The sequence below is a fragment of the Psychrobacter sp. UBA3068 genome, from assembly GCF_002366815.1.
Classification (GTDB): domain Bacteria; phylum Pseudomonadota; class Gammaproteobacteria; order Pseudomonadales; family Moraxellaceae; genus Psychrobacter; species Psychrobacter namhaensis.
The window spans coordinates 1-23,357 of the sequence record NZ_DFBY01000035.1 but is presented as its reverse complement, the minus strand read 5'-3'; the positions used below and the strand labels follow the sequence as shown (position 1 = coordinate 23,357).

18 protein-coding genes are annotated in these 23,357 nt (G+C 44.4%); 4 read left to right on the top strand and 14 right to left on the bottom strand.

The window, feature by feature from the left end; all coding sequences use genetic code 11:
• Positions 1–454, top strand: a 454-nt coding sequence (locus B2P60_RS08670) for a hypothetical protein (RefSeq protein WP_286740790.1), incomplete at its 5' end; no start/stop codon positions are given.
• Positions 455–654: 200 nt separating this feature from the next.
• Here the strand turns inward: B2P60_RS08670 and B2P60_RS08665 are convergent.
• On the bottom strand, positions 655–2,199 hold the full coding sequence (locus B2P60_RS08665; RefSeq protein WP_286740788.1) for an alanine/glycine:cation symporter family protein: 1,545 nt from the start codon (positions 2,197–2,199) through the stop codon (positions 655–657).
• 494 nt (positions 2,200–2,693) lie between these two features.
• Here B2P60_RS08665 and B2P60_RS08660 point away from each other — a divergent pair, with 494 nt between their 5' ends.
• A complete protein-coding gene (locus B2P60_RS08660) occupies positions 2,694–2,912 on the top strand; it encodes a hypothetical protein (protein WP_193004790.1) in 219 nt (72 codons plus the stop codon).
• A gap of 147 nt (positions 2,913–3,059) precedes the next feature.
• Here B2P60_RS08660 and hrpA read toward each other — a convergent pair whose 3' ends face one another.
• From hrpA to B2P60_RS08645, 3 genes are all read right to left on the bottom strand, one after another.
• Entirely contained in the window at positions 3,060–7,331 is a 4,272-nt protein-coding gene (gene hrpA / locus B2P60_RS08655) for an ATP-dependent RNA helicase HrpA (RefSeq protein WP_226949362.1), read from the bottom strand.
• 242 nt (positions 7,332–7,573) lie between these two features.
• Positions 7,574–7,891: a hypothetical protein gene (locus B2P60_RS08650; protein WP_286740786.1), complete on the bottom strand. Its 318-nt coding sequence runs from the start codon at positions 7,889–7,891 to the stop codon at positions 7,574–7,576.
• A gap of 325 nt (positions 7,892–8,216) precedes the next feature.
• Complete coding sequence (locus B2P60_RS08645; RefSeq protein ID WP_193004788.1) at positions 8,217–9,638, bottom strand: SLC13 family permease; 1,422 nt, start codon at positions 9,636–9,638, stop codon at positions 8,217–8,219.
• Between the two features lie 440 nt (positions 9,639–10,078).
• Here B2P60_RS08645 and B2P60_RS08640 point away from each other — a divergent pair, with 440 nt between their 5' ends.
• Complete coding sequence (locus B2P60_RS08640; protein WP_193004787.1) at positions 10,079–10,243, top strand: hypothetical protein; 165 nt, start codon at positions 10,079–10,081, stop codon at positions 10,241–10,243.
• 72 nt (positions 10,244–10,315) lie between these two features.
• Here the strand turns inward: B2P60_RS08640 and B2P60_RS08635 are convergent, their stop codons facing one another.
• Both B2P60_RS08635 and B2P60_RS08630 read right to left on the bottom strand, forming a co-directional pair.
• Complete coding sequence (locus B2P60_RS08635) at positions 10,316–11,011, bottom strand: YoaK family protein (RefSeq protein ID WP_286740784.1); 696 nt, start codon at positions 11,009–11,011, stop codon at positions 10,316–10,318.
• Between the two features lie 114 nt (positions 11,012–11,125).
• The gene (locus B2P60_RS08630; RefSeq protein ID WP_193004785.1) at positions 11,126–11,932 is read right to left on the bottom strand and encodes an enoyl-ACP reductase FabI; all 807 of its coding nucleotides are present in this window, start codon (positions 11,930–11,932) and stop codon (positions 11,126–11,128) included.
• 326 nt (positions 11,933–12,258) lie between these two features.
• On the opposite strand from B2P60_RS08630, the gene folE reads away from it, so the two are divergent.
• Positions 12,259–12,855, top strand: a complete 597-nt coding sequence (folE, locus tag B2P60_RS08625; protein ID WP_193004784.1) for a GTP cyclohydrolase I FolE — start codon at positions 12,259–12,261, stop codon at positions 12,853–12,855.
• 179 nt (positions 12,856–13,034) lie between these two features.
• Here folE and B2P60_RS08620 read toward each other — a convergent pair whose 3' ends face one another.
• The 8 genes from B2P60_RS08620 to B2P60_RS08585 all read right to left on the bottom strand — a co-directional run.
• Positions 13,035–14,351: an iron-containing alcohol dehydrogenase gene (locus B2P60_RS08620; protein WP_286740783.1), complete on the bottom strand. Its 1,317-nt coding sequence runs from the start codon at positions 14,349–14,351 to the stop codon at positions 13,035–13,037.
• 272 nt (positions 14,352–14,623) lie between these two features.
• Positions 14,624–16,297: an ABC transporter ATP-binding protein gene (locus B2P60_RS08615; protein ID WP_286740782.1), complete on the bottom strand. Its 1,674-nt coding sequence runs from the start codon at positions 16,295–16,297 to the stop codon at positions 14,624–14,626.
• A gap of 1 nt (position 16,298) precedes the next feature.
• Complete coding sequence (locus B2P60_RS08610; protein WP_286740781.1) at positions 16,299–17,366, bottom strand: ABC transporter permease; 1,068 nt, start codon at positions 17,364–17,366, stop codon at positions 16,299–16,301.
• Positions 17,366–18,436, bottom strand: coding sequence for a microcin C ABC transporter permease YejB (locus B2P60_RS08605; RefSeq protein WP_286740780.1), 1,071 nt, complete (start codon positions 18,434–18,436; stop codon positions 17,366–17,368). Before B2P60_RS08605 ends, B2P60_RS08610 begins: the two co-directional genes overlap by 1 nt.
• 92 nt (positions 18,437–18,528) lie before the next feature.
• The gene (gloB, locus tag B2P60_RS08600) at positions 18,529–19,308 is read right to left on the bottom strand and encodes a hydroxyacylglutathione hydrolase (RefSeq protein ID WP_286740778.1); all 780 of its coding nucleotides are present in this window, start codon (positions 19,306–19,308) and stop codon (positions 18,529–18,531) included.
• Positions 19,309–19,409: 101 nt separating this feature from the next.
• Complete coding sequence (locus B2P60_RS08595) at positions 19,410–21,242, bottom strand: extracellular solute-binding protein (protein WP_286740776.1); 1,833 nt, start codon at positions 21,240–21,242, stop codon at positions 19,410–19,412.
• Positions 21,243–21,509: 267 nt separating this feature from the next.
• Entirely contained in the window at positions 21,510–22,646 is a 1,137-nt protein-coding gene (gene serC / locus B2P60_RS08590) for a 3-phosphoserine/phosphohydroxythreonine transaminase (protein WP_286740775.1), read from the bottom strand.
• 174 nt (positions 22,647–22,820) lie between these two features.
• On the bottom strand, positions 22,821–23,357 hold a 537-nt coding region (locus B2P60_RS08585; RefSeq protein WP_286740773.1), incomplete at its 5' end, for an RNA-guided endonuclease InsQ/TnpB family protein.

Here is a 23,357-nt window from a genome sequence, read left to right as displayed (position 1 = left end):
TGATAAAGATGATAAGTCTGATAAGTCTGATAAAGATGATAAGTCTGATAAAGATGATAAGTCTGATAACAGCGTCACGATAGCCAACATTTACCAATGGGCGTCTAAGCTTAAAGACGAAATTATGTCAGATAAAAACGGTAAATCTGATAAAGAGGACAAATCCGGTAAAGACGATAAGTACGGGGCGATGGTAACAAATATCTATCAATGGGCTTCTAAACTTAAAGATGAGTTTAAGTCTGACGCTTCTAACGTAACCCACGACGTTTCTGAAAAAGCGGTTGCCTTAATACTCAATAAACTTTTAGAGGGCGTAGATGCGGAGCTGGAAGCTTTTGACAAAAAAGTAGAAGACTCTAAAGAACCAGTAGAGAATGCTGAGGAAAAACGCCGTAAGATGACTGATAGAAAAGAAAAGTATCAAAGCATGATCGAGCAGCTAGAAAGCTAGCCCGTCATTTACCTAGTAAATTTTATAGGTTCATCAATCCCGTTTTAGAGGTTGGAGTCAAACCTCTAAAACGGGTTTTTTATTTTTTAACGGACATAGATTGGCTAAGAGAAGGGGCACCTCCAAGCGAGCTGGAGAGATTATAAATAAGCTCCCCCGCTAGTGCATCTCTCATCATATGATTGGAGCAATCTCATTTATTAAGAGGGCTTGTATAACGCCTCTTCTTTTAAGGCTTGCTTTTCTTTTAAGTGCCGCTCCTCCCAATAGGAGGCATTTTTAACACCGATTTTTATGGGATCAAAAGTGTAAGTTTTTACCCCTGCTTTACGCTGCGCTTCATAATCTCTAAGCGCTTTTATAGCGGGACGTGCCATAAAGAAAATAACTAAGATGCCGACGATGTTCAACCAAGCAATAAGGCCCACTCCGATATCGCCAATCGCCCAAATATAACCTGCTGAGTTGAGGGCGCCATAAGCAATCATTACCATCATTAGTATTTTCACAAAAAATAGACCGACTTTATTGGCTTTAGGGCCAATGAAGCGAGTCAAATAGACAACGTTGACTTCCGCAATATAGTAGTTGGCCAAAATGGTAGTGAACGCAAAGAAAAACACAGCTATGGCAATAAAAATATTGCCAAAAGCCCCATATAAGGACTCCATCGCCAGCTGCGTAAAGGCGGGTGAATTAATCTCAGTGCCAGCGACGACATTTTGTACCACATATTGCCCATCAGATAGTGTGCCTTGGACATTGTAAGTACCCATGGTCAAAATCATAAACGCCGTTGCAGAACAAACCAATAAAGTATCGATATAGACTGAGAATGATTGAACCAAACCTTGCTGCGCTGGATGGTCAACCTCCGCCGCCGCCGCTGCGTGCGGGCTTGTACCTTGACCTGCTTCACTTGAATACACACCGCGTTTAACACCCCAGCCAATTGCTGCTCCTAAGCCTGCTTGCGCGGTAAAGGCATCGCTGATAATGAGTCCAAATACCTGTGGGATCATCTCAAAATTGCTTATCACAATAATCAAGGCTAATACCATGTAGCCGATCGCCATAAAAGGCACCACAAGCTCGGTCACGGTAGCAATACGTTTAACCCCACCGAAAATAATGATGCCAAAAACCACCAAAATCATCGCTAGTGCGCTTAACCGTGTGGTACCCACCTCTTTACCTAAAATATTTATGGACGCGCCTTCTCCCACGACCTGAGTCACCGCATTGACCACGCCATTCGCCTGAATACCAGGTAAGAACATACTTAAAGCAATCAGGGCCGCAATGGCAAAAATGACGCCATACCAGCGCTGGCCGAGTACACGCTCAAAATAGTAAGCAGGCCCGCCACGGTATTGGCCCGTATTGACGTCTTTTTCTTTGTATATCTGGGCGAGTGTCGATTCGACGTAGGCGGTAGAAGCTCCTAAGAAACCCACCACCCACATCCAAAATACTGCACCTGGTCCACCAAAACCAATGGCTGCCGCTACCCCTGCGATGTTTCCCATACCGACGCGTCCAGCCAAAGATAAGGTTAAAGCTTGAAAGGACGAGATGCCATCAACACTGGCCTTCCCTTTGAATATCAAACGTAACATTTCACCAAATAGCCGCACTTGCGCAAAACGCGTCATGATGGAGTAAAACAGGCCAGCTCCTAAACATAGATAGATTAGGGCTGAGCTCCAAATAATTCCGTTTACTGTACCAACTAGTCCTTCCATAGATGTATTCCTAAAACGTTCTCAAGGCGGTATTTATACTTTTGTACTGTTGGGTCTAATGTCTTTTATATCAAAACTATAAGCGTTTAACTGTAAAGTATCACACTAAAGTTTAATAAACTTGTTGGTTTAATGGGTTATAGCCGTGTGTGTCTTTATAAAAATGATGTATTTATTATTACTTAGGCTATTTTAAAATCGATTATAAAAATATTTTTAGACCATCAAACTGTAGGCAAACCATTTACAAAATATTTTTAGTGAAAAATAGTTGACTTAATTAATATATTCGTTATATAACATATATAGTATTTACTATTTCGAATTTATTGGATTGCTCTGCTCTCTACGTGCGATCGCAACGAGATCTGTGAGGAATGAATATGAGACATTTAAGTTATACTCTCAAGTGCTGGGCATTAGGGGTCACTTTTTTCTTAGTGTTTTACTTTACAGTTCTCGTGAGCGATCCTGGTTTTAGCAAGTACATTTACATGTTAGCGTTAAGTACCTTACTGTTCCCCATTGCCAAGCACGCAATCGATGTAGTGACCGATTTTTTTACACCAGATACCGTACTGTTTGATGGGTTGTTACCCGCGTTACTGATTAACACTGTGATCTGGATACTCACACCCTTTATTGTGATACTAACAGTGATTGCATTTATCCTTTATAGCATGGGTATACTGACTGAAAATATCAGGCAATAACGCTTTCAAATAAAAAGGGCTGGATCAGCAATCGATAATCCAGCCCTTGTCCCATTTAGATGCTAATGGTCCTTTATCATAAGCTTAAAACAGTGTGAATAACGCCTGCTCTAACCTACCATAAAAGCACCAAAATACTTTCCTACTTTAACTGACCTTATCCCACATCTTGCTGAGGCGCTTAGGGGATACTGCCATACGAGTTTTCATTGGCTGGGCAAACAATTGAATACGATATTCCTCCACCATCCAACGATATTCACTGATGGCATCTTTGTCCGCCCGTCCTGCTAGCCGCTCCATATGTAAGTCCAGCGCATAGACACCATCAAGATCAGCATCCAGATTATGCTCAAGGCGCTCAAGACGAATCTCTAGCGCTTCAAGATAGCGTGGATATTGTTGCCAATGGCTATAATCCATCCGATAAACAAAGTCAGCCAAATGCAGATCTTCTAACTGATCTTCAATATCCTCGATAGACTCACCGAAGATCTCCCGATCAAGCATCAATAACCCTTGGCGTATACGTTGCCAACGGGTATAGACGTTTTTGAGCGTTTTTATGACACCTTGACCAGTCAATAGGAAGTTACTAGCCACCACTTCTAAAGTTTGTGCATACTCCTCAGTGGTAAACGGTAGCTCCTCCGCCAAACCCACAGCCATGCTATCGGCGCTTTCAGGCAAGTCGGTGCTATGATCAAACAACACATAGTGCTCTTCGAGCGCAGCATCTAACGTCGCATCAATGATAATAGTTTTGAGCTTGTCCATATCACCAAGTGGCGCAAACGCTAATTTGAATATCTTATCAACTTGGCTGGTCAACTGTTTTTTCTTCGCCCCAAGCTTGCCTTTGATTAAGGTCAACACCCCAACACGGTGCGCCTGTAACGCGGCATTGACATCCGTGTATTGGTGAATAGACACTGCTTCCCCTGCCTCATCAGCGACTAGAGCCGCAAACTGCTTCATCACGACACCCGCGCTATGATGATTTTTACTAAAGGCAAAATGTTCAGGGAATTCGGTATGCACGCCTTGCTGCTCATTCACTGCTTGACTGGTCTCACTAGCATGACGAATCTGAAGCGTTTGTAGATCACGGCCTTTTTCGATGATGCGATTTTTATCATCGACTACGCAGATTTGTGGCTGTAAGTAACGGTCAATACTAGCCGGATTAAAACTCTCTGGCGTCACTGACATAATACCGCGACGGTTTAGCGCTTGGCACAACTGTTTTAGCAAGCCATGACCACCAGCCGGCTGTAGCTCGTCAAACAAGCTGTCAGCCGTATCAGGAATGGGGACGATTTGACGGCGTATGTCTTTCGGTAATGATTTGAGCAGCTGCAGCACCAGCTCATAGCGCCATCCGGGCACACCCCACAATAGCTCGATAGCATCAAGCTGCGGTAACGCGGCAAGTGGCACCCGAATAGTCACGCCATCATCATCACTAGCCGGATCGAATACATAACGCAGGGGCAATTTTAAATCACCCAACTTCCATACCTCTGGAAACTCGCCCGTGGTCGGAGCTTGGCTGTTTAACACATCTTCATCAGTAAAGAATAGATGCTTAGTATCCGTCTTTTCTACCTCAGCACGCCAGTCTTCAAAGGCTTTACGGCTGGCAATATGAGCCGGAATTTTTTTATCATAAAACTGATACAGTGATTCTTCATCGACCAATAAATCACGGCGGCGTAATTTATCTTCAATGCGCTCAATGTCCGCGATTTTATCCATATTATGCTGTAAAAATGGCGCTTGACGCCCCAAATTACCCGTCACCAGACCATCACGAATAAAGATTTCTCGTGACTCACTTAGGTTGACTTGCTCATAGTTGGTCAGCTGCTTACTGACAATAATGAGACCAAACAAACTAATCTGGGCATAAGCTTTGACACGGCCTGTCTTCTTCGACCAATGCGGCTCAAAGTAGTGATATTTTAGTAAGTTACCGGCGGCTGAGATGATCCACTCAGGCTCAATCTTAGCCACCGTACGCATAAAGACTTGTGATGTTTCGACCATCTCAAACGCCATCACCCAAGGCGGCGTTTGTTTAAACACCGTACTGGCTGGGAATATTTTGGCTTTTTGTTGACGCGCGGCTAAATACTCACCGCGATTTTCAGTTTTATGCGCGATAATGGACAATAAACCCGTTAACAGTGCTCGGTGCAAATTAGCATACTTAACAGCCCGAAGCTCTTCATCTTCAATCGCCGTAGGATCACTCGTTGTCGCTTCAATGGAGGCATTTTTAGCATGGGCTTTATCAGTATTTTTTGCATCGCTCACATCGGTCAGCTTAAGCTCAGTCACCATTTGTACCAACTGACGATGGGTCTGATGCCATTCGCGCACACGCGGAAAACTCAGATAGTTTTTCTTCGCAAATTGCTTACGCTGATTGCCAGACAACTTATTGCCATCTTCATCCTTTTCAAATAGCGCTTTCCACAAACTTAAATAAAACAAGAAGTCAGAGTCATCTTGGCGAAAAACCGCATGTTTTTGATCGGCCTGCGTGCGCTTATTGGCGGGGCGCTCGCGTGGGTCTTGTACGGCAAGCGCGGCAACCACAATAAGCATCTCACGAATACAGTCAAAATCAGAGCCAGCGACCAGCATACGTGCCAGCCTTGGATCGATAGGCATACGTGCCATTTGTTGACCGATACGAGTCAGACGCAAGTGATCTAAACCCTTTTTCGATTTGGGCTTGGCGTTTTGATTGGCAGGCGCTGACTCGTTTTTTACTGTAATCGCGCCCAGTTCATCAAGCAGTTTATGGCCGTCCGTGACTAAGCGGCTATCTGGCGGCTCAATAAATTCAAAATCATCAACGCTACCGAGGCGCAGATTGGCCATCTGTAGAATGACAGACGCTAAGTTGGTTCGTAGAATCTCCGGCTCTGTAAATTCAGGGCGGCCACTAAAGTCTTCTTCGCTATACAGACGAATACAAACGCCAGGCGCGACACGGCCACAGCGACCTTTACGTTGATTGGCCGCCGCTTGTGAGATCGCTTCAATCGGCAAACGTTGCACGCGTGAGCGATACGAGTAACGTGAAATCCGCGCAAATCCCAAATCAATCACATAGCGAATACCCGGTACCGTCAACGCAGTTTCGGCCACGTTGGTGGCGATAACAATACGCCGACCACGGCCTGATGGCTGAAAAATACGCTGCTGCTCTTCATACGTCTGCCGAGCAAACAGTGGTAGTACTTCTGTGTGTTTGGGTCCATGGCGCACCAGCACGTCTTGTAACTCGCGAATCTCAGCTTCGGTCGCCGCAAATATCAAAATATCGGCTTGATCGGCATGCCCTTTGTTTTGCGCGTCACTAAAACACTCATCGACCGCTGCCACCACTGCACGGGGTAAATTATCCTCAAAATCATCATAGCTGTCATCGTCTGAGCTGGTCACAGGCTCATCGGTGAGTGGACGATAACGAACTTCTACCGGAAAGCTGCGGCCTTCAACATTGAAAATCGGCGCAGGTATTTGACGTTTTAGCTTGGCATCATAGCAGCTAAAATATTCACTGAAACGCTTGGTATCAAGGGTGGCTGACGTAATAATGACTTTTAAATCAGGGCGCTTGGGTAGCATTTTTTTGAGATAACCCATGATAAAGTCAATGTTTAAGCTACGCTCATGGGCTTCATCAATAATGATGGTGTCATATTTACTTAAGAAACGATCGTGCCCCAACTCCGCGAGCAAGATACCATCGGTCATCAGTTTCACCACGGATTGTGCTGACCCTTGCTCATTAAAGCGAATCTTAAAGCTGACGGTATTACCTAATGGCTCGCCCAGCTCCTCTGCGATACGGTTGGCAACACTACGCGCGGCCAATCTACGCGGCTGCGTATGCCCTATTTGTCCTGTGATCCCGCGTCCTGCCAGCATCGCAAGCTTTGGTAACTGCGTCGTTTTACCAGAGCCCGTCTCACCTGCGACAATGATGACTTGATTATCAATGATGGCTTGTACCAAATCATCGGCACGCTGACTAACAGGCAAATCAAGGTTTAATTTGGCCGGTAAGTCGCTTGGGATACTCTCAATACGTGCCTGCACCGCTTGTTGTGAGCGGGTTTTGATCTTGTCATACTGCGCGCGTTTTTTTGCAAGTATCTCATCGGTTTTATTGTTTTTCTGATCAGATTCGTGATTGGATTTTTTATTTTTGGCGACAGCACCACGCGCCAACTCGCGCTCAAGACGGCTTAGATAATAGCTGTCTTTAGCCAGCACTGGTAAATCAGTCGTATCACTTAAAGAGGTTTTTTCATCGTTTGTTGTTGCTGATTTTGCAGTATCATGATTTTCAACGACAGTAGATGTTTCTAAGTTTGTATTCTTGGAAGTATTGGGCATATTTACTTAGGCTATTTATTATTTAGAAGTGGTTAGATTATGGGGGTAATTTAGGTGTGATTCAAGTTGGTAATAGTGTTTGGTTAGAACTGAGAATGTGGTTGTAGTATCTACTAAGGTCAAAGATCACTTATTGATTTTTGCTGTTCCAGAGTTCTACAGTCATCAGAACGATGAAAGACCTGATTGCAATGCAAATACCTACATAGTTTACTATTATAAAGATGGCCTAAATGATGACATCAATCACTACTCGTATAAATAATCTGTTGGCTGGTGGCCGCTCCCATAAAAAAGGTATGTAGTTTTTGCAATGGCAGCCTAGGAAAAGGAAGATGTAGCGAAAGTATTAATTTCTCAAATGCCACTATCTCATTGGCTAACGCGCTAGCGGTTTCAGGGTGAATCTGTGGATTATCATAAAGACGGTCAATTAACCACGTCAATTGTGGAAAATTAGCGTTATCATGAACCTGATAAAAGGTGGGCAATAGCTCATCAGAGATTTGGCAGCGGGTTTTGCGGATCATACCGCTTTTGTAGTACATGTTTAAAGACATATTATGATAACTCCCTTAAGTTCTTAATACTCACATATCCAAAACACTCTTTATCTTCTTCAATCTCAAGATCGCCATTTCCTATATGGCCAACAGGCGCAATCAAAAGCTGACCGTTTGAGATAAGAGCATTGATGTTACACATATCCTCTGCATCCACCTCAAGTTTGTCATCAATATGAGGGGCTGTGTTAAAAGGTGAGTCTTTATTTTAAAAAGTAACTGCTGATTTGATACATCAGTAATGAGTAAAAACAAATAAAAAACCCGATGCCTCGTAATGGTTGAGACATCGGGTTTATTTATCATAACGCTGTTAATGAGACTATATCAAGAAAAAATAAGCCCACAACCCAACCACAAAGGTAGCGATAATATTGAGAATGACACCCGTACGGATCATCTCCGTCTGTTTAATCAGGCCAGTACCAAATACAATAGCATTGGGCGGCGTGGCAACTGGAAGCATAAAGGCACAAGAAGCCCCAATACCGATGACCAATACCAGTACTTCATGCGGCAGACCCATCTGCTCAGCGATAGCCGCAAATACAGGTACAAGTAGCGCGGCAGAGGCAGTATTAGAAGCAAACTCTGTCAAAAATATAATAAACGCCGATACTGCAATCATAACCACAATCAGCGGTGCAGCAGACAGTGCATTGGCTACCGTCTCACCCAGTACCAACGACGCCCCTGATACTTTTAAAATCGTTGACAGGGCAATACCACCACCGAACAACATGAGGACACCCCAATCGGTATTATCAGAGACTTGTTTCCATGATACCAAACCCAGACTGACCACAGCCGCCGCCGCTGATAAAGCAATAACAGCATCGGTATCAGTAATGTCCAGTGCTGCGCCAATTTTTTTGGAAAATATCCAGCTCAATGCCGTGACGATAAAGACGATAATAGTCACCACACGCGGTTTGTTCCAAGCAATAGGCTCGTCTTCAACCAGTGTGATTTTACGATTTAGGTTCGGTTTAAGAAACACGTACATTGCACCCAATAATAGCGGTAATAATACCAGCATCATTGGCACACCAAACTTCATCCAATCCACAAAGGCAATGTCGAGTGCTTTTGCCGCGATGGCGTTAGGCGGTGAACCGACAATGGTACCCAATCCCCCAAGACTTGCTGAGTAAGCAATACCCAATAACACAAAAACAAAAGTACCACGATCTTTTTCACGATCAACTTGCGTCAAAATACCAAGCGCCAGCGGTAACATCATCGCTGCAGTCGCCGTATTCGATATCCACATCGATAAGAATGCCGTTACCCCAAATATTAAAAACACGGCTGTGCTTAGTTTGCCACCTGACATCGATAAAATCTTTAGCGCAATTTTTTTGTCCAACTGCTGCACATGCAAGGCCGCCGCCAGCGCAAAACCACCAAAGAACAAATAAATGGTAGGATTAGCGAAACTTTGCAGACCAATTTCAGCATCGAACTCTGGTATACCAATTAAGGCCCCGACCACTACTACTAATAGTGCAGTAATCGTCACGTGTACCGCTTCTGTGAGCCACAATACACCAATAAAAAACAGCAGGGACAGACCCTTATTGGCATTGATGTCGAATGGTAATACATTATAAATAACCATACTAACAAGCGCTGCAATAACGACAACGATCAACCCTTTGCCCGTACCCTTTGGAAAGGTATCTGTAAATAAATACTCATTGCCATCTTTAGGAAGATGGCTATCTAGTTTTTGCTCTGACATAAAATGTCCTTAGTTCCTCAAAGACAGTGGGGAAATCCCATATATAAAGACGTGTACTACTCGTCAACCTTCTGTTTCTCGTACCCCAAAAAAACACGTCGCCATCATAGCAGATATACAACAAAAAAATCCTTTGATGAAGCATGGGTTTGCTTTATATCAGCCCCTACTTCGAATTAGGCTGTAAATTTAGACACTGATGTGCATTACATTTCTATCTAATCATAAGTTCTAGCCCCGTTTCTTACTCAGTCGCCACAGGGTATTTTGTTACACAACGTCACTAAATAAGCCCATATCCTATATGTACAACACAGAGGCCATATCTCATACTAAACTGTTGCAATTCCACTAAAACACCAATAAATAGTTAATAACAATAGATTGAAACCATAATTTTGTTAGAGCTGAAACATTCATAAAACGTATAGGAGCACTTTATGACAGACACAAATAAAACCGACTCGACCACCAAGATGGCGCGAAAAGATATCAACCAAGATGGTCTGGCCAAAGAAGACCAACAGCGTACCGATGACTCAGCACTTGATATGATGCAGGGCATGCATGAACATGAAGATCATAAAGAAGAAGACGAAAAGTAATTTAGTGCTTTGGCACCCAAATACCCATTGTGTGACTTTAAGATAAAACGTATAAAACGAGAGGCACTTATCTTATGATGAGTGTCTCTCGCGTTTTGGCTCTCTTTTTTCTGGCAAGCGATCTGAGGCATAGTTATATATAAATGCCGCTGTTAAAACGATTGTAATCGGTACAAATAGAGCCTCATAGCCAACTTTGGCAAACAAGTACGCCCCGACTGCACTACCCCCGCAAAAGCAATACCAAATAACAGCTTGAAAACCCAATGTCGGCTTACTAATCGAGCGACCAGCCAGCCAGTTACCGATTGCAGCCCCCATATCGGACGTTAGCCCTGTCAAATGAGTGGTACGAATAACTGCGCCACTATAAGTCGCTACCATGGCATTTTGTAGGCCACATGCCATCGCTGCTGCCAGTTGCCCCAAAAAATCATGCTGCTGGTACAGCCAATAGCTCACCAATAGTAATGCCGCTTCAATATACAGCGCCTGTCCATAGCGTTTGCCCAATTTTAATGCGGCTTGTCCAATGATAAAGCCACTCAATATTGCCCCTGCTAAAAAGGACAACAGTAGCGTACCGATATATAAAATACTACGAGCATCCAAATAGGCAATGGCCGCTGCAAATAAGCTCACATTACCCGTGACATGCGAGACCGATAAGTTCGCAAAACCCATTAATGCTGCTGTATTAACGCAGCCTGCACTAAATGCCAGTACTGCACCGCCCCACAATATCCACCTTGGTAACTTAGTGATCATATGTATATAACGCCTAAAGGCTGGTCTCAAAATAGCCCCTAGTATAACCAAAAAAGGCAACCAATTGGCTGCCTCTCTTCTATATCAAACCCTACACATACTAATACCAAAACGTTATTTAGGCTCATCAAGCGTCATTAACTGCTCACTAATAGCAACCGTATTAAAGCCTGCATCTACAAACATAATCTCACCAGTAATACCTGAAGCCCATGGCGACAGTAAAAACAACGCTGCATTACCTACTTCTGTTTGGGTAATATTACGTTGTAACGGCGCAATTTTTTCACTGATATCGAGCATCTTACGGAACGATTTGATACCACTGGCAGCTAGCGTACGGATAGGACCTGCTGAGATCGCATTCACACGAATGCCTTCACCGCCCATAGAGGTAGCAAGATAGCGCACACTGGCCTCAAGACTGGCTTTGGCCATACCCATTACATTATAGTTTGGCAATACTGAGATACTACCTTCATAAGTCAATGTCAACATAGAGCCATGACGCATGGCCAGCAACTCACGAGCTTCTTTAGCCAAAGCCACAAAGCTATAGCTTGAGATATCATGGGCAATGTGACTGCCTTCACGAGTCGTGGCGCTGACAAAATCGCCGTCCAGCTGATCCATGGGTGCAAAGCCAATCGCATGTACCACACCATCAATACCATCACCCCAGTGAGCCGTGACTTGCTTAAAGCAGGCAGCAATAGACTCATCAGATGCCACATCACACTCGAGTACCAAATCCGCCTCAAAGGCTTCTGCTGCCATATCCACGCGTTTTTTGATTTTATCGTTTGGATAAGTCAGGATCAATGATGCACCCTCACGGTGTAGCGCTTCAGCAATTGCCCAAGCGATAGAAAGTTTGCTTGCGATGCCAGTTACGACAAAACGTTGTCCTTGTAGTAGCATAGTATTTCCTTTTGAATCGAACGAAATTATTTAGAAGATAAAGTTATTTAGAATAGTCAGATGTGAGAAATAACGTATAGTGACCAAATACAAATAAAAGAAGATATTATACACGAATTGATTTAAGTAAACAGTCGTAAACTGTATTCACTTTTTCTGGGGCTGAATATGGATTAAACGTACAACTGCTCACCACAGCAGTATGAAGTTAAGCAGATTTCAAGTATAATCACAGCCCTCCCAGCTTGCACAATTTTTATAAAAGTCCTTTACATAATAGGATTTAGCGTTAAGCTACACCCACATTTTGGATGGCTGCCAAACTTATGAGTATCACCCCAACCATAACATCAGATTACCAAGAAAGCGTTGAGTCTTATCGTCAACTGATTCTCTCAACGGGCGAAGACTTGGAACGTCCTGGTCTTGAAGAGACCCCGATGCGGGCCGCAAAAGCGTTTGCTCATTTGACCCAAGGCTATCATCAAAGCTTAGATGAAGTCGTCAATGACGCCCTATTCCCCTCGAACAATCGCGAGCTAGTATTGGTACAAAACATCGAGTTTTATTCATTGTGCGAGCATCATATGTTGCCGTTTCATGGTATTGCACATGTGGGCTACTTACCCAACGGTCAAGTACTGGGCTTATCAAAATTTGCCCGTATTGTCGACATGTTCGCCCGCCGTTTGCAAGTCCAAGAAAACCTGAGCGATCAGATAGCACAAACCATTATGGATGTGACTGGCTGTCGCGGTGTCGCTATCGTTATGGATGCATCACACATGTGTATGATGATGCGCGGTGTGAGCAAACAGCACACCACCACTCGTACCACCTCGATGCTGGGCGAGTTTGTTCATGACAATCAGGCACGCATGGAGTTTTTGAGTGCGATTCCTAGACGTCAACCAGCGTTTTAAATTACTGGGTTAGCACGTGTTAAATCAGTACCTATCAAAAAGGACACTTACTTATGCAGTGTCCTTTTTTTTACCGCCTTTAAGTGCCTTATGAATGATTACTAGCACTCTTTATTGGTACTACTGTTTAACAGATGTACCATCTTAGCGACACTACGTTCTTTAGCAACCTTATGTTTTTAAGCCACTTTATTACCTTTAACATCAGTATCAGTATCCACACGCTCGTCACTTGCCTGCTTAATTTTCGTTAGGATATTTTTTATTTCAGACGCTGATAAATAAGTGGGAACTGCATAAGTATCACTGACTTCTTTAGCAGCTGCTTTGGCAATATGATCAAAATCACTGGCCTGCATACCCTTAACGGTTGGATCAATGTTTAGGGTATTAATCAGGTCACGTACTTGAGTAATAAGATGGTCTGCAATATCACGATCATTACCAATGGCTTGACCATCCTTTATCATACCGGTTTTTTTGGCCAATTCAGCCAATCTTTTTTTGCTGGCCTCACGGTTCACTTCAAGTACATAAGGTAACACGATAGCATTGGCACGACCATGAGGAATACTATAATACGCTCCTAATTGGTGTGCAATGGCATGCACATAACCAAGACCCGCTTTGTTAAAGGCGATACCGCCATAATGCGCTGCTATACCCATCTCCTCTCTTGCTTTTAGATTCCCGCCCTCTTTATAAACCACTGGCAAGTAATGCATCACGGATTTAACAGCTGAAGCCGCATAATAGTCGGTTTCGACGCTGGCATTGACACTCATCCATGCTTCAAGCGCATGCGTCAACACATCAATACCAGTGTCCGCTGTGATATGTGCTGGCATTCCTCTCATAATCGTAGGGTCAATAGCCGCTGCCAATGGGACCATTCTTGGGTCGATTGACAGTGCTTTTTGATGGGTTGTATCATCTGACACAACTGCCCCAAGCGTCGCTTCTGATCCAGTACCAGCAGTGGTAGGAATACAATAGAGCGGCACTGAAGGCTTTCTTGCCTTCAGAATGCCGATGAGTTTTTTGGGTTGACAATTATTACCTTGCGCCATCGCAATCATCTTAGCCGCATCAATCACTGAGCCGCCGCCAATGGCAAGTATCGAATCGCACTTAGCCGCAACTGATTGGCGCAGTCCTTCTTCAATCACCTTAAACGTAGGATCTGGCGTAATACCGTCATAGACTTTATAGCTGATATTTTTTGCCTGTAAATAATCGGTGACTTTAGCGGGTATGCTAAGCTTATTTAGCACCGAATCAGTGACGATAAAGACATTGGTACTACCTTCACTAATGAGCATATCACATAGCTCATCACAAGAAGTCTCACCGACAAACAACATTGGTCGTCTAACGGGTATGACGTAAGAAAATACTTTTAATACCTTGGCGCGCGTTTTGGCAACCGCCACATAACCTGCATACTGTAAACCATTGATACTAACTAATTTGGTAATACTATTTTGTTTTTTCATGGGCACAAAATCCTTTTTAATAATGTTAACAATAGCAATGACGATCATGCGATACAACCATGTTGGCCGCTGTTATCATAGATAATATATAAATAGCGTGAGCGCCTACACTAAGTCAACGACTGTCCAAACTTATTGTACCACTGCCATTTTTAGTATGCCGCTATTATTGTGAACTGCTATGTGTTGCTTGCTTACAGCGTATAAAGGTATAGGTATCGTCAGTCCATCATAAAAGAGCCCCATTGTAGACAGTGTTTTATCTATGTGGACTAACTGATACTCGCCTGCAGTAACTGCTTGGCATACGGATGTTGGGGTTTATTGAAAATATCTTCGGTACGTCCAGACTCCACACACATACCGTCTTTGAGCACCACAACATGCTGACACAAGGCGCGTACTACCTTCAAATCATGACTGATAAACACATAGCTGATACGCTGTTTTTCCTGAATTTCACGTAATAGACTGACCACGGTCACCTGCGTGGTACTGTCAAGCGCCGAAGTGGGTTCATCCAATATCAACAGACTGGGCTTCATAATGAGGGCGCGCGCCAATGCCACGCGCTGACGCTGTCCACCTGATAGCTCGTGGGGATAACGCTGCGCAAACTCAGCTGGCAGATGCACCGTGGCCAAACTATCCATCACTGCTTGCTGCCGAGTCACTTTGTCGACACCTTGTACTAGCAGTCCTTCTTCAACGATTTGCAACACAGTCATACGCGGGTTAATACTGGCAAATGGGTCTTGAAAGACCATTTGAATCTGCGAACGAAACTGCCGTAAGGCTTTTTTGGATAACGCCGAGACATCTTGATCATTGACTACTATCTGACCACTCACACGCGCCTGAGTGCTAAGTAATTGACTGAGCGCAAGGGCAATCGTGGTTTTTCCAGAACCTGACTCCCCAACGACACCTAGGGCCCGCCCTTTTTGTAGCGTCATATCCACATCTTTGATCGCATCAAACCAACACTTGGTACCGCCAAACAAGCTTTTTTCGATTGGAAACTGTACCCTAAGATGGTTCACTTTTAGTACGCTTGCTTGCTTATTTTCGTTGTTGTCTATTAGATTTAATGCTTGCCCAAAGTCTTGCTTGATAAGCGTACGCGTATATTCGGCCTTGGGACGCTCAAACACAGACGCAGTGTCGCCTTGTTCGATCGTCTGTCCTTGACGCATCACGATGACCTCATCACTATAACGCTTGACCAGATTTAGATCATGACTGATTAGCACCATCGCCATATTGTGTTGGCGCTTGAGACGCTCTAATAGTTCAAGTATTTCATGCTGCAAAGTGACATCAAGTGCGGTCGTTGGTTCATCAGCGATTAATATGTCAGGCTGCTGTGCCAATGCCATGGCAATCATCACGCGTTGTCGCTGACCCCCTGATATCTCATGAGGGTAGCGTTTTAGTTTATCAGCAGGGTCGGTGATATTGACATCTTCTAACAAAGCGATACTTTTGTCTCGCCACTGCTTTTTGGGCACACCGCTTAGACGTAGTGATTCAGCGATTTGTTTGGCGACCGTATGTAATGGGTTTAACGCCGTCATCGGCTCTTGGAAAATCATACCGACACGCCGCCCTCGGACAGAGCCTAACGCAGCGTTACGCGCCTTGTCATGGTCTATTGGCAGCGTAGTCATTCCGGTGGGACAGGCTAGCTGCACCTTTCCTGCAACCATCAAACTGTCTGGCAATAAACCCAATAGTGCAAGACTCGCAATCGATTTACCAGAGCCTGATTCACCAACGATAGCCAAGGTTTGTCCTTGTCTTAGCTCATACGACAGCTCGTCAACCAATTGGACGCCTGTGACAGTAGTGATACTGAGTTTATCCACGCTCAGCATGAGCCTGTTTGGTGCATTGCTATGGTTTTCTTTTAGACCATTATTTTTTTGTTCAGTAGCTACGGTCATATTAAGAGCGCCTCGGGTCAAACGCATCACGCAGTGCTTCACCAACGAAGATCAGCAATGATAGAATAAAAGTTAAGCTAAAAAATCCTGATAGCGCAAGCCACGGTGCATCAAGGTTGTTTTTCCCTTGCACCATCAGCTCACCCAATGACGGTGAACCAGGTGGCAACCCGTACCCTAAGAAGTCGAGCGCCGTTAAGGCGATGATGTTGGCGGTTAAAATAAACGGCAATTGCGACAAACTCGACGCCAACGCATTGGGTAGAATGTGTCTTAGCATGATTTGACTGTCCGAAACGCCAAGGTTGCGAGCAGCCCGTACATAATCAAAATTACGCGCACGCAAAAACTCTGCCCGCACCAAACCAACCAACCCCATCCAACCAAATAACAGCATCATGGCAAACAACGTCGTGATACTAGGACTAAACAAGCTGACCAAAATAATGATCATAAACAGCTGCGGCATACCGCCCCACACTTCCATGAAGCGCTGTCCTGCCAAATCTACCCACCCACCATAATACCCTTGTATCGCACCGACGATAATACCAATCAAAGCGCCTGCGAGCGTCAAGGCCAGTCCAAATAATAAAGACACTCGCATCCCATACAGTATTCGTGCCAGCACATCACGGCCCAAATCATCGGTGCCAAGCCAGTTTTGACTGTTGGGCGCCGCTGGATATGGCACCCCCAGCTCAACATTGGGCGTCTGATCAGCAAATGGAATGGGCGGCATCACATAATAGCCCTGCTCATCAATCAGCGCTTGCACTGCAGGATCTTTGTAATTGGCTTCGGTTTCGAACACACCACCAAAGGTTGTCTCAGGATACGCTTTTAGAATGGGGAAATAATAGTCACCTTCATACTGCACAAAAAGCGGCTTATCATTAGCAATGACATTGGCTGCCATACAAATAATGAATATCACCACAAAAATAAACAGTGAGATCACGCCAAGTCGATTGCGGCGAAATCGAGTGAAGCGCGCCTGCCATATAGGATTTAAACGACGTTTCTTTTTTGCAAATGTAGCGGATGGGGTTAGAGATTGCATTGACATTAGCGCCCCTCAAAATCAATACGAGGATCAATTAAGTGATAACTTAAATCACTGATTAACTGTAGTAACAGCCCCACCAAAGTAAAGATAAATAGCGTGCCAAATATCACTGGATAGTCGCGTTGCTGAATGGCTTCAAAACCAAGTAGTCCCAAACCATCTAATTTAAAGATAATCTCAATAAGAAAGTTGCCCGCAAAGAAAATCCCAACGATAGCCGCTGGTATGCCCGCAATAATAATCAACATCGCATTGCGAAACACATGCCCATATAAAACCTGACGCTCCCCCAACCCTTTGGCGCGAGCGGTGAGCACATATTGCTTACCAAGCTCCTCTAAAAAACTAAACTTGGTCAAATACGTCAAGCCAGCAAAACCACCAACCGTACTTGCCAACAGTGGCAGTGCCAGATGCCAAAAGTAATCTTTAACCTTGCCAAGAGTGCTTAATTGATCAAAATTCTCAGAGGTTAGCCCTTGAAGCGGAAAAATATTCCAGTAGCTACCGCCCGCAAAAAACACCAATAAGATGACCGCAAAGACAAACACGGGGATCGCATGACCGATGGCGAGGAGCATGGCCGTGACTTTATCGATGCCTGAACCATGATGCATGGCTTTATAAACCCCAAGCGGAATGGCTATCATATAAATGAGCAGCGTACTCCAAAGTCCAAGCGAGATGGAGACGGGTAGCTTCTCTACAATAAGCTCTGTCACTGATTGCCCTTTAAAAAACGACTCACCGAAGTCTAGCTGAGCATAATTTTTTAACATCAGCCAAAAGCGCTCAGGCGCAGACTTATCAAAACCATACTGCGCATTAATAGCAGCAACCATCTCCTCCGATAAGCCACGCGTTCCTTGATAAGTACTGCTGTTGCCACCTGCACTACCCGCACCAATATTACCACCCAGTGCGTTATCTTTTGCCCCTTGCTCGATGAGTGCCAGCTGTTGTTCAACAGGTCCACCTGGCGCTGCTTGTACAATCACAAAATTTGCCAGCAATATCAAAAAAAGCGTCGGTAATATCAGCAATAATCTTTTTAAGATATAACGACCCATAGTGGTGGCTTCCTACAATAAATGTTTTTGACAACAGAGAAAATGAGCAATATAGCGTTCCCAAAGCGGCACGGTGATTAAAACATACGGGTTTAAAAGTTGTTTTTAAGCTCACGTAGCGCGGCAAACACCGTCAAAGACTTATCATCTTCAATGGTCACCTTGGATTTGACGCCTGCGATCACACTCGGCTCTTGGGTGCGTAAAAACACATTAACCGCGCGCTCATGCTCTAAGGTCACGGGTAGGGTTGGTATGCCTTGCGCCGTTTTTTCTTCTGCTTGTCTCAAAGCATGCTGCATGGCGGCATTGTCAGGCTCAATAGATAAGCCAAAACGTAGATTGCTAGCGGTGTACTCGTGAGCAGGATAGAGTAGCGTCTCGGCTGGTAGGGTGTTTAAGCGTTTAAAGCTGTCATATAACTGTTCAATCGTACCAGTAAAAACACGTCCACAACCCGCACTAAACAAGGTGTCGCCGCAAAAGCAATGCTTACCACCATCGATATCTAATACATAGGCCACATGACTAGCAGTGTGACCAGACACGTCCCACACTTGGGCCGCACAGCCCCATGCACTCACCGTACTACCGTCCTTTATCGTCTGATCTTCATCTACACTATGTTCAGGATGGGCGACCAAATGCGTCATGGGATAAGACTCTTGTAGCCCCGCGACGCCGCCAACGTGATCATGATGATGATGCGTGGTCCAAATCGAGGTCAGCTCCAACGCATGCTCTTCTAAATAGACGGCGACAGGCTCGGCTTGACCCGGATCAATGACAATCGCTTGCTTATTGCTTTCATTAATTAATGTCCAAATGTAATTGTCATTAAACGCTTTAATCGGGTGAATACGAATACTCATATTAAATCCTTACCAATCGTTGTTTTTATTGCGAGTGCTTTTTTTAAATACTAATGACCAAAAATTTAGTGAATAAATTAGTGACTAAAGATGAGACCTGCTTATTGCTTTAAGTGATTATTAACCCGTGCCTCTGCTGCTTTATCTGTCCACCAATAGTCAATACCAACGGCGTTGGTAGGCAGTTTTTCAGTATGCCGGTATTGATCCCAGTAAGCGACATTGGTACCAGATTTGCCGTATAGCGGCACGACATAGTGACCTGCGCGCAATAAGCGATCCAGCACATGAGTGTAGAGCACAATCTCTTCACGGCTCTTAGCACCCCCTAACTTTTCTATTACCCTATCAATCACCGGATTTTTGATACCAACGGTATTTCTATTACCCGTTTGATCAGCGGCAGCGCTGCCCCAAAAGCTGAACTGCTCTGCCCCTGGTGACAGACTTTGGGCAAAGACATCCACCACCATATCATAGTCAAAATTGCGCATGCGCTCATAGTATTGTGGTCCATCAACTTGGCGCAGCGTCGCATCGAACCCTAACCGCTTTAAGTGACGAATATAAGGTAGCAACACACGTCCCATCGTTTCGCCCGTCATCAACAGCTCAATTTTCGCAAGCTGTCCATTCGGTTGATACAGTTTCATATCATCATAATAAAATCCCGCATCTAACAATAACTGCCGTGCTTTTAACAACCCTTGTCGATTAAAACCACTACCATCACTGGTTGGCAGTTGCCATTCTGCTAACACTGCTTGACGCTGCGTCGGCTCAAGTTTGGATAATAATGGATTGAGCACTTTCAGCTCGGCCACAGATGGCGTTCCTGTCGCTGCCAGCTCTGAGCCATGAAAAAAGCTTTGCAAGCGTTCATACTGACCATGAAACAAAGTCTTATTCATCCATTCAAAGTCATAAGCAGCTGTGAATGCTTGGCGAACTCGAATGTCTTGGAAAATAGGCTGGCGCATGTTCATGACCAAACCTTGCATCGGTACTGGGTTTTGACTGCTTATCATTTCTTTTTTAATCATACCTGCCTTGACGGCAGGAAAGTTATAGCCCGTTGCCCAGTTAGAAGCCTTATTTTCGGGGCGAAAACGATACTGGCCAGATTTAAACCCTTCAAAAGCAATCTCATCACTTTGATAATACACAAACTTAATCATATCGAAGTTGTAACGACCACGATTGACCATCAGATCACGCCCCCAATAGTTGGGATCACGCACGTAGCTGACCGAACGACCTGCATCGACGCGACCAAGCTTATAAGGCCCACTACCCATCAAAGGCGTCAGAGTAATTTTTTCAAAATCAGCTTCGATAGATGACTTAGCAAATATCGGAAACTGCCCGACGGTTAATAAAATCTCTTTATTATCATCAGAGGCAAAAACAAACTTTACTTGTTGCTTGTTAATAACCTGCACTTCTTGGATATCGCCCAAATAACTGCGGATGTACATCGGTCCTTTACTTAATAGCGCATCATAGGTCGCTTTAACGTCACGACTCGTCACAGCTGAGCCATCCCAAAAGCGCGCGTTGGGGTTGATATGATAAATAATCCAGCTGGTGTCCTCTGGATCATAAGTGACCTTGCTTGCCAACTGCGGATACATGGTAAACGCTTCATTTAATGAACCAGTCATCAAGGTATCATACAAATAATCAGTCCCAATCATCGCCACACCAGTGGTCATCCATTTATTGGCGCTATTGAAGGTACCGCGTGCATCTAATGAGAGTGTGCCACCTTTTGGTGCATTTGGATTGGCGTAGGGCATATAAGCCGCGCCCATATACTCAGTCGGACTGTTGTGACCAAGCGCCGTCGTTGTCATTGGTGCAGCAAAACTGACTGGCATCCAGCTAAGGACAATGGCAAATAAGACGGTTTGTAACCTAGCATTTTTTATCATAATAAAGTTATACAAACCCCTATGCCAAACCAATGGATGTATGAGAGTTTACCTAATGACTAAAAGGTATGGTAAATGACTGCAGAATACTAAAAACGTCAGTATCGCAAAATTTTATCATAACAAACTTAGGTTTTTTAACCTAATGGTTTGCCATATTAAGACAGGCACATCATGTTTCGACACGCCAAAGAGTACACGAGAATCAATAAAAAAAGACGCAGTTCATAAGAATTGCGTCTTTTTTAGTTTAAACGACATGGGTCGTTATGCGTACTTTTTTTCAAATGCTGTCATAAAGTCAACCAATTGCTGTACCCAGTCAAGAGGCACCGCATTGTAAATGCTAGCACGCATACCACCAACATCACGGTGGCCTTTTAGATTCATCAAACCCGCGGCTTCTGACTCTTCTAAGAAGCGTTTATCAAGACTACTATCAGCGAGAGTAAACGGTACATTCATGATAGAACGATATTGAGGGGCTACGGGGTTACTATAAAAACTGCTATCATCAATGGTCTTGTAGAGCAGCTCTGCTTTTTGCTGATTAATTTTACCCATAGCTGCCACGCCGCCCTGCTCTTCTAACCAATCAAAGACCAGTCCTGCCAGATACCAAGAGTAAGTCGCTGGCGTGTTTGACATGGATTCCTTATCAGCCTGATGTTCATAATTTAGAAGCATAGGGCACCACTCGCTTGCCTGCCCCAATAAATCTTCACGGACGATAACAATGACCAATCCTGCTGGGCCAATATTCTTTTGCGCGCCCGCATAAATCATACCAAACTTAGACACATCAATGGGCTGAGACAAGATACAAGACGACATATCAGCGATGATCGGTGCATCGACTTGAGGCGGCTCAAATATCTGCAAACCATGAATGGTCTCATTAGCGCAGTAATGGAAGTACGCTGCATCATCGCTCAAGCTCCAACCGCTTTGGGCTGGCACATCGGTAAAGTTACAGTCTTTACCCGTGGCCACCAAGTTAATCTCACCAAGACCTAAATTGGCATAACGCTGCGCTTCCTTGACTGCTTTGCCTGACCAAGTACCAGTAGTCAGATAGTCTGCGCGACCACCATTTAACAGATTTAATGGAATCGCTGAAAACTGTAAGCTGGCACCGCCTTGTAAAAACAGCACTTTATAATTATCCGGAATGTCCATCAATGAGCGTAGTTTGGTTTCCGCTTTATCAGTAATCTCCATGTATTCTTTACTACGATGGCTCACTTCCATTACCGACATGCCGCGGCCTTGCCAGTCGAGTAGCTCTGCCTGAGCACGAGATAACACCGCAGTCGGTATCGTGGCAGGTCCTGCAGAAAAATTAGGTAAACGATTAGGAGTCGCCGTATTGAAAGTTGGTGTAGACTCTGGATTGGTAGACATAGCTTTCATCCTAAATATGATGAGGTCATCGTTGTTAGTGGGATTTTAAAAACTGAACGTTAAAACACTCTAAACTGGGTCTTAAATTTTTTCACTTGGCTTAAAATAACTATATTTGACACACTCCCACCACTTTCGCTGCGCTCAAATGGGGGATTCTAAAAGCGTTAGCCTTTAGGCGACTTTCTCACGACCGTCGCAAGTTTTCTGTTTCATCGGGTGACCTTGACTGCATCCTCCCTCCGCAGACAACACGGCATGTCCTGCCGATAAAATATTTTTAGCTGCATTAATATCAGCGTTGGCTTTATACCCACATTGGACGCACTCGAATTTTGCTTGAGTTTGTCTATTTTCCTTGGCGATATGCTGACAGTTAAAACAGGTTTGGCTGGTGTAGCGTGGGTTTACCTTAATCAGTAGCCCGCCGCGCCACTGCTGCTTGTACTCAAGCATATTGACCATCATACCCCAGCCTTGATCTAAGATAGCTCTGTTTAATCCTGACTTGGCTCTGACATGACGGCCTTTATTCTCCACCGTACCGCTGGCTGATGTCGACATATTAGCGACCTTCAAATCCTCACAAGCAATCATGGCGTGGTTTTTGCTGATGCTGGTGGTGATTTTGTGCAAGTAGTCATGACGAATATTGGCGATATGATGGTGGAGCTTTTGAATCTTATGCTTTTGCTTTTTCCAGTTTTCACT

Bases quoted from the DNA above. Each gene is read 5' to 3' on its own strand.
- B2P60_RS08665 (WP_286740788.1), bottom strand. From the start codon at position 2,199: ATGGAAGGACTAGTTGGTACAGTAAACGGAATTATTTGGAGCTCAGCC.
- B2P60_RS08660 (WP_193004790.1), top strand. From the start codon at position 2,694: ATGTTAGCGTTAAGTACCTTACTGTTCCCCATTGCCAAGCACGCAATC.
- hrpA (WP_226949362.1), bottom strand. From the start codon at position 7,331: ATGCCCAATACTTCCAAGAATACAAACTTAGAAACATCTACTGTCGTT.
- B2P60_RS08650 (WP_286740786.1), bottom strand. From the start codon at position 7,891: ATGTCTTTAAACATGTACTACAAAAGCGGTATGATCCGCAAAACCCGC.
- B2P60_RS08645 (WP_193004788.1), bottom strand. From the start codon at position 9,638: ATGTCAGAGCAAAAACTAGATAGCCATCTTCCTAAAGATGGCAATGAG.
- B2P60_RS08640 (WP_193004787.1), top strand. From the start codon at position 10,079: ATGACAGACACAAATAAAACCGACTCGACCACCAAGATGGCGCGAAAA.
- B2P60_RS08635 (WP_286740784.1), bottom strand. From the start codon at position 11,011: ATGATCACTAAGTTACCAAGGTGGATATTGTGGGGCGGTGCAGTACTG.
- B2P60_RS08630 (WP_193004785.1), bottom strand. From the start codon at position 11,932: ATGCTACTACAAGGACAACGTTTTGTCGTAACTGGCATCGCAAGCAAA.
- folE (WP_193004784.1), top strand. From the start codon at position 12,259: ATGAGTATCACCCCAACCATAACATCAGATTACCAAGAAAGCGTTGAG.
- B2P60_RS08620 (WP_286740783.1), bottom strand. From the start codon at position 14,351: ATGAAAAAACAAAATAGTATTACCAAATTAGTTAGTATCAATGGTTTA.
- B2P60_RS08615 (WP_286740782.1), bottom strand. From the start codon at position 16,297: ATGACCGTAGCTACTGAACAAAAAAATAATGGTCTAAAAGAAAACCAT.
- B2P60_RS08610 (WP_286740781.1), bottom strand. From the start codon at position 17,366: ATGTCAATGCAATCTCTAACCCCATCCGCTACATTTGCAAAAAAGAAA.
- B2P60_RS08605 (WP_286740780.1), bottom strand. From the start codon at position 18,436: ATGGGTCGTTATATCTTAAAAAGATTATTGCTGATATTACCGACGCTT.
- gloB (WP_286740778.1), bottom strand. From the start codon at position 19,308: ATGAGTATTCGTATTCACCCGATTAAAGCGTTTAATGACAATTACATT.
- B2P60_RS08595 (WP_286740776.1), bottom strand. From the start codon at position 21,242: ATGATAAAAAATGCTAGGTTACAAACCGTCTTATTTGCCATTGTCCTT.
- serC (WP_286740775.1), bottom strand. From the start codon at position 22,646: ATGTCTACCAATCCAGAGTCTACACCAACTTTCAATACGGCGACTCCT.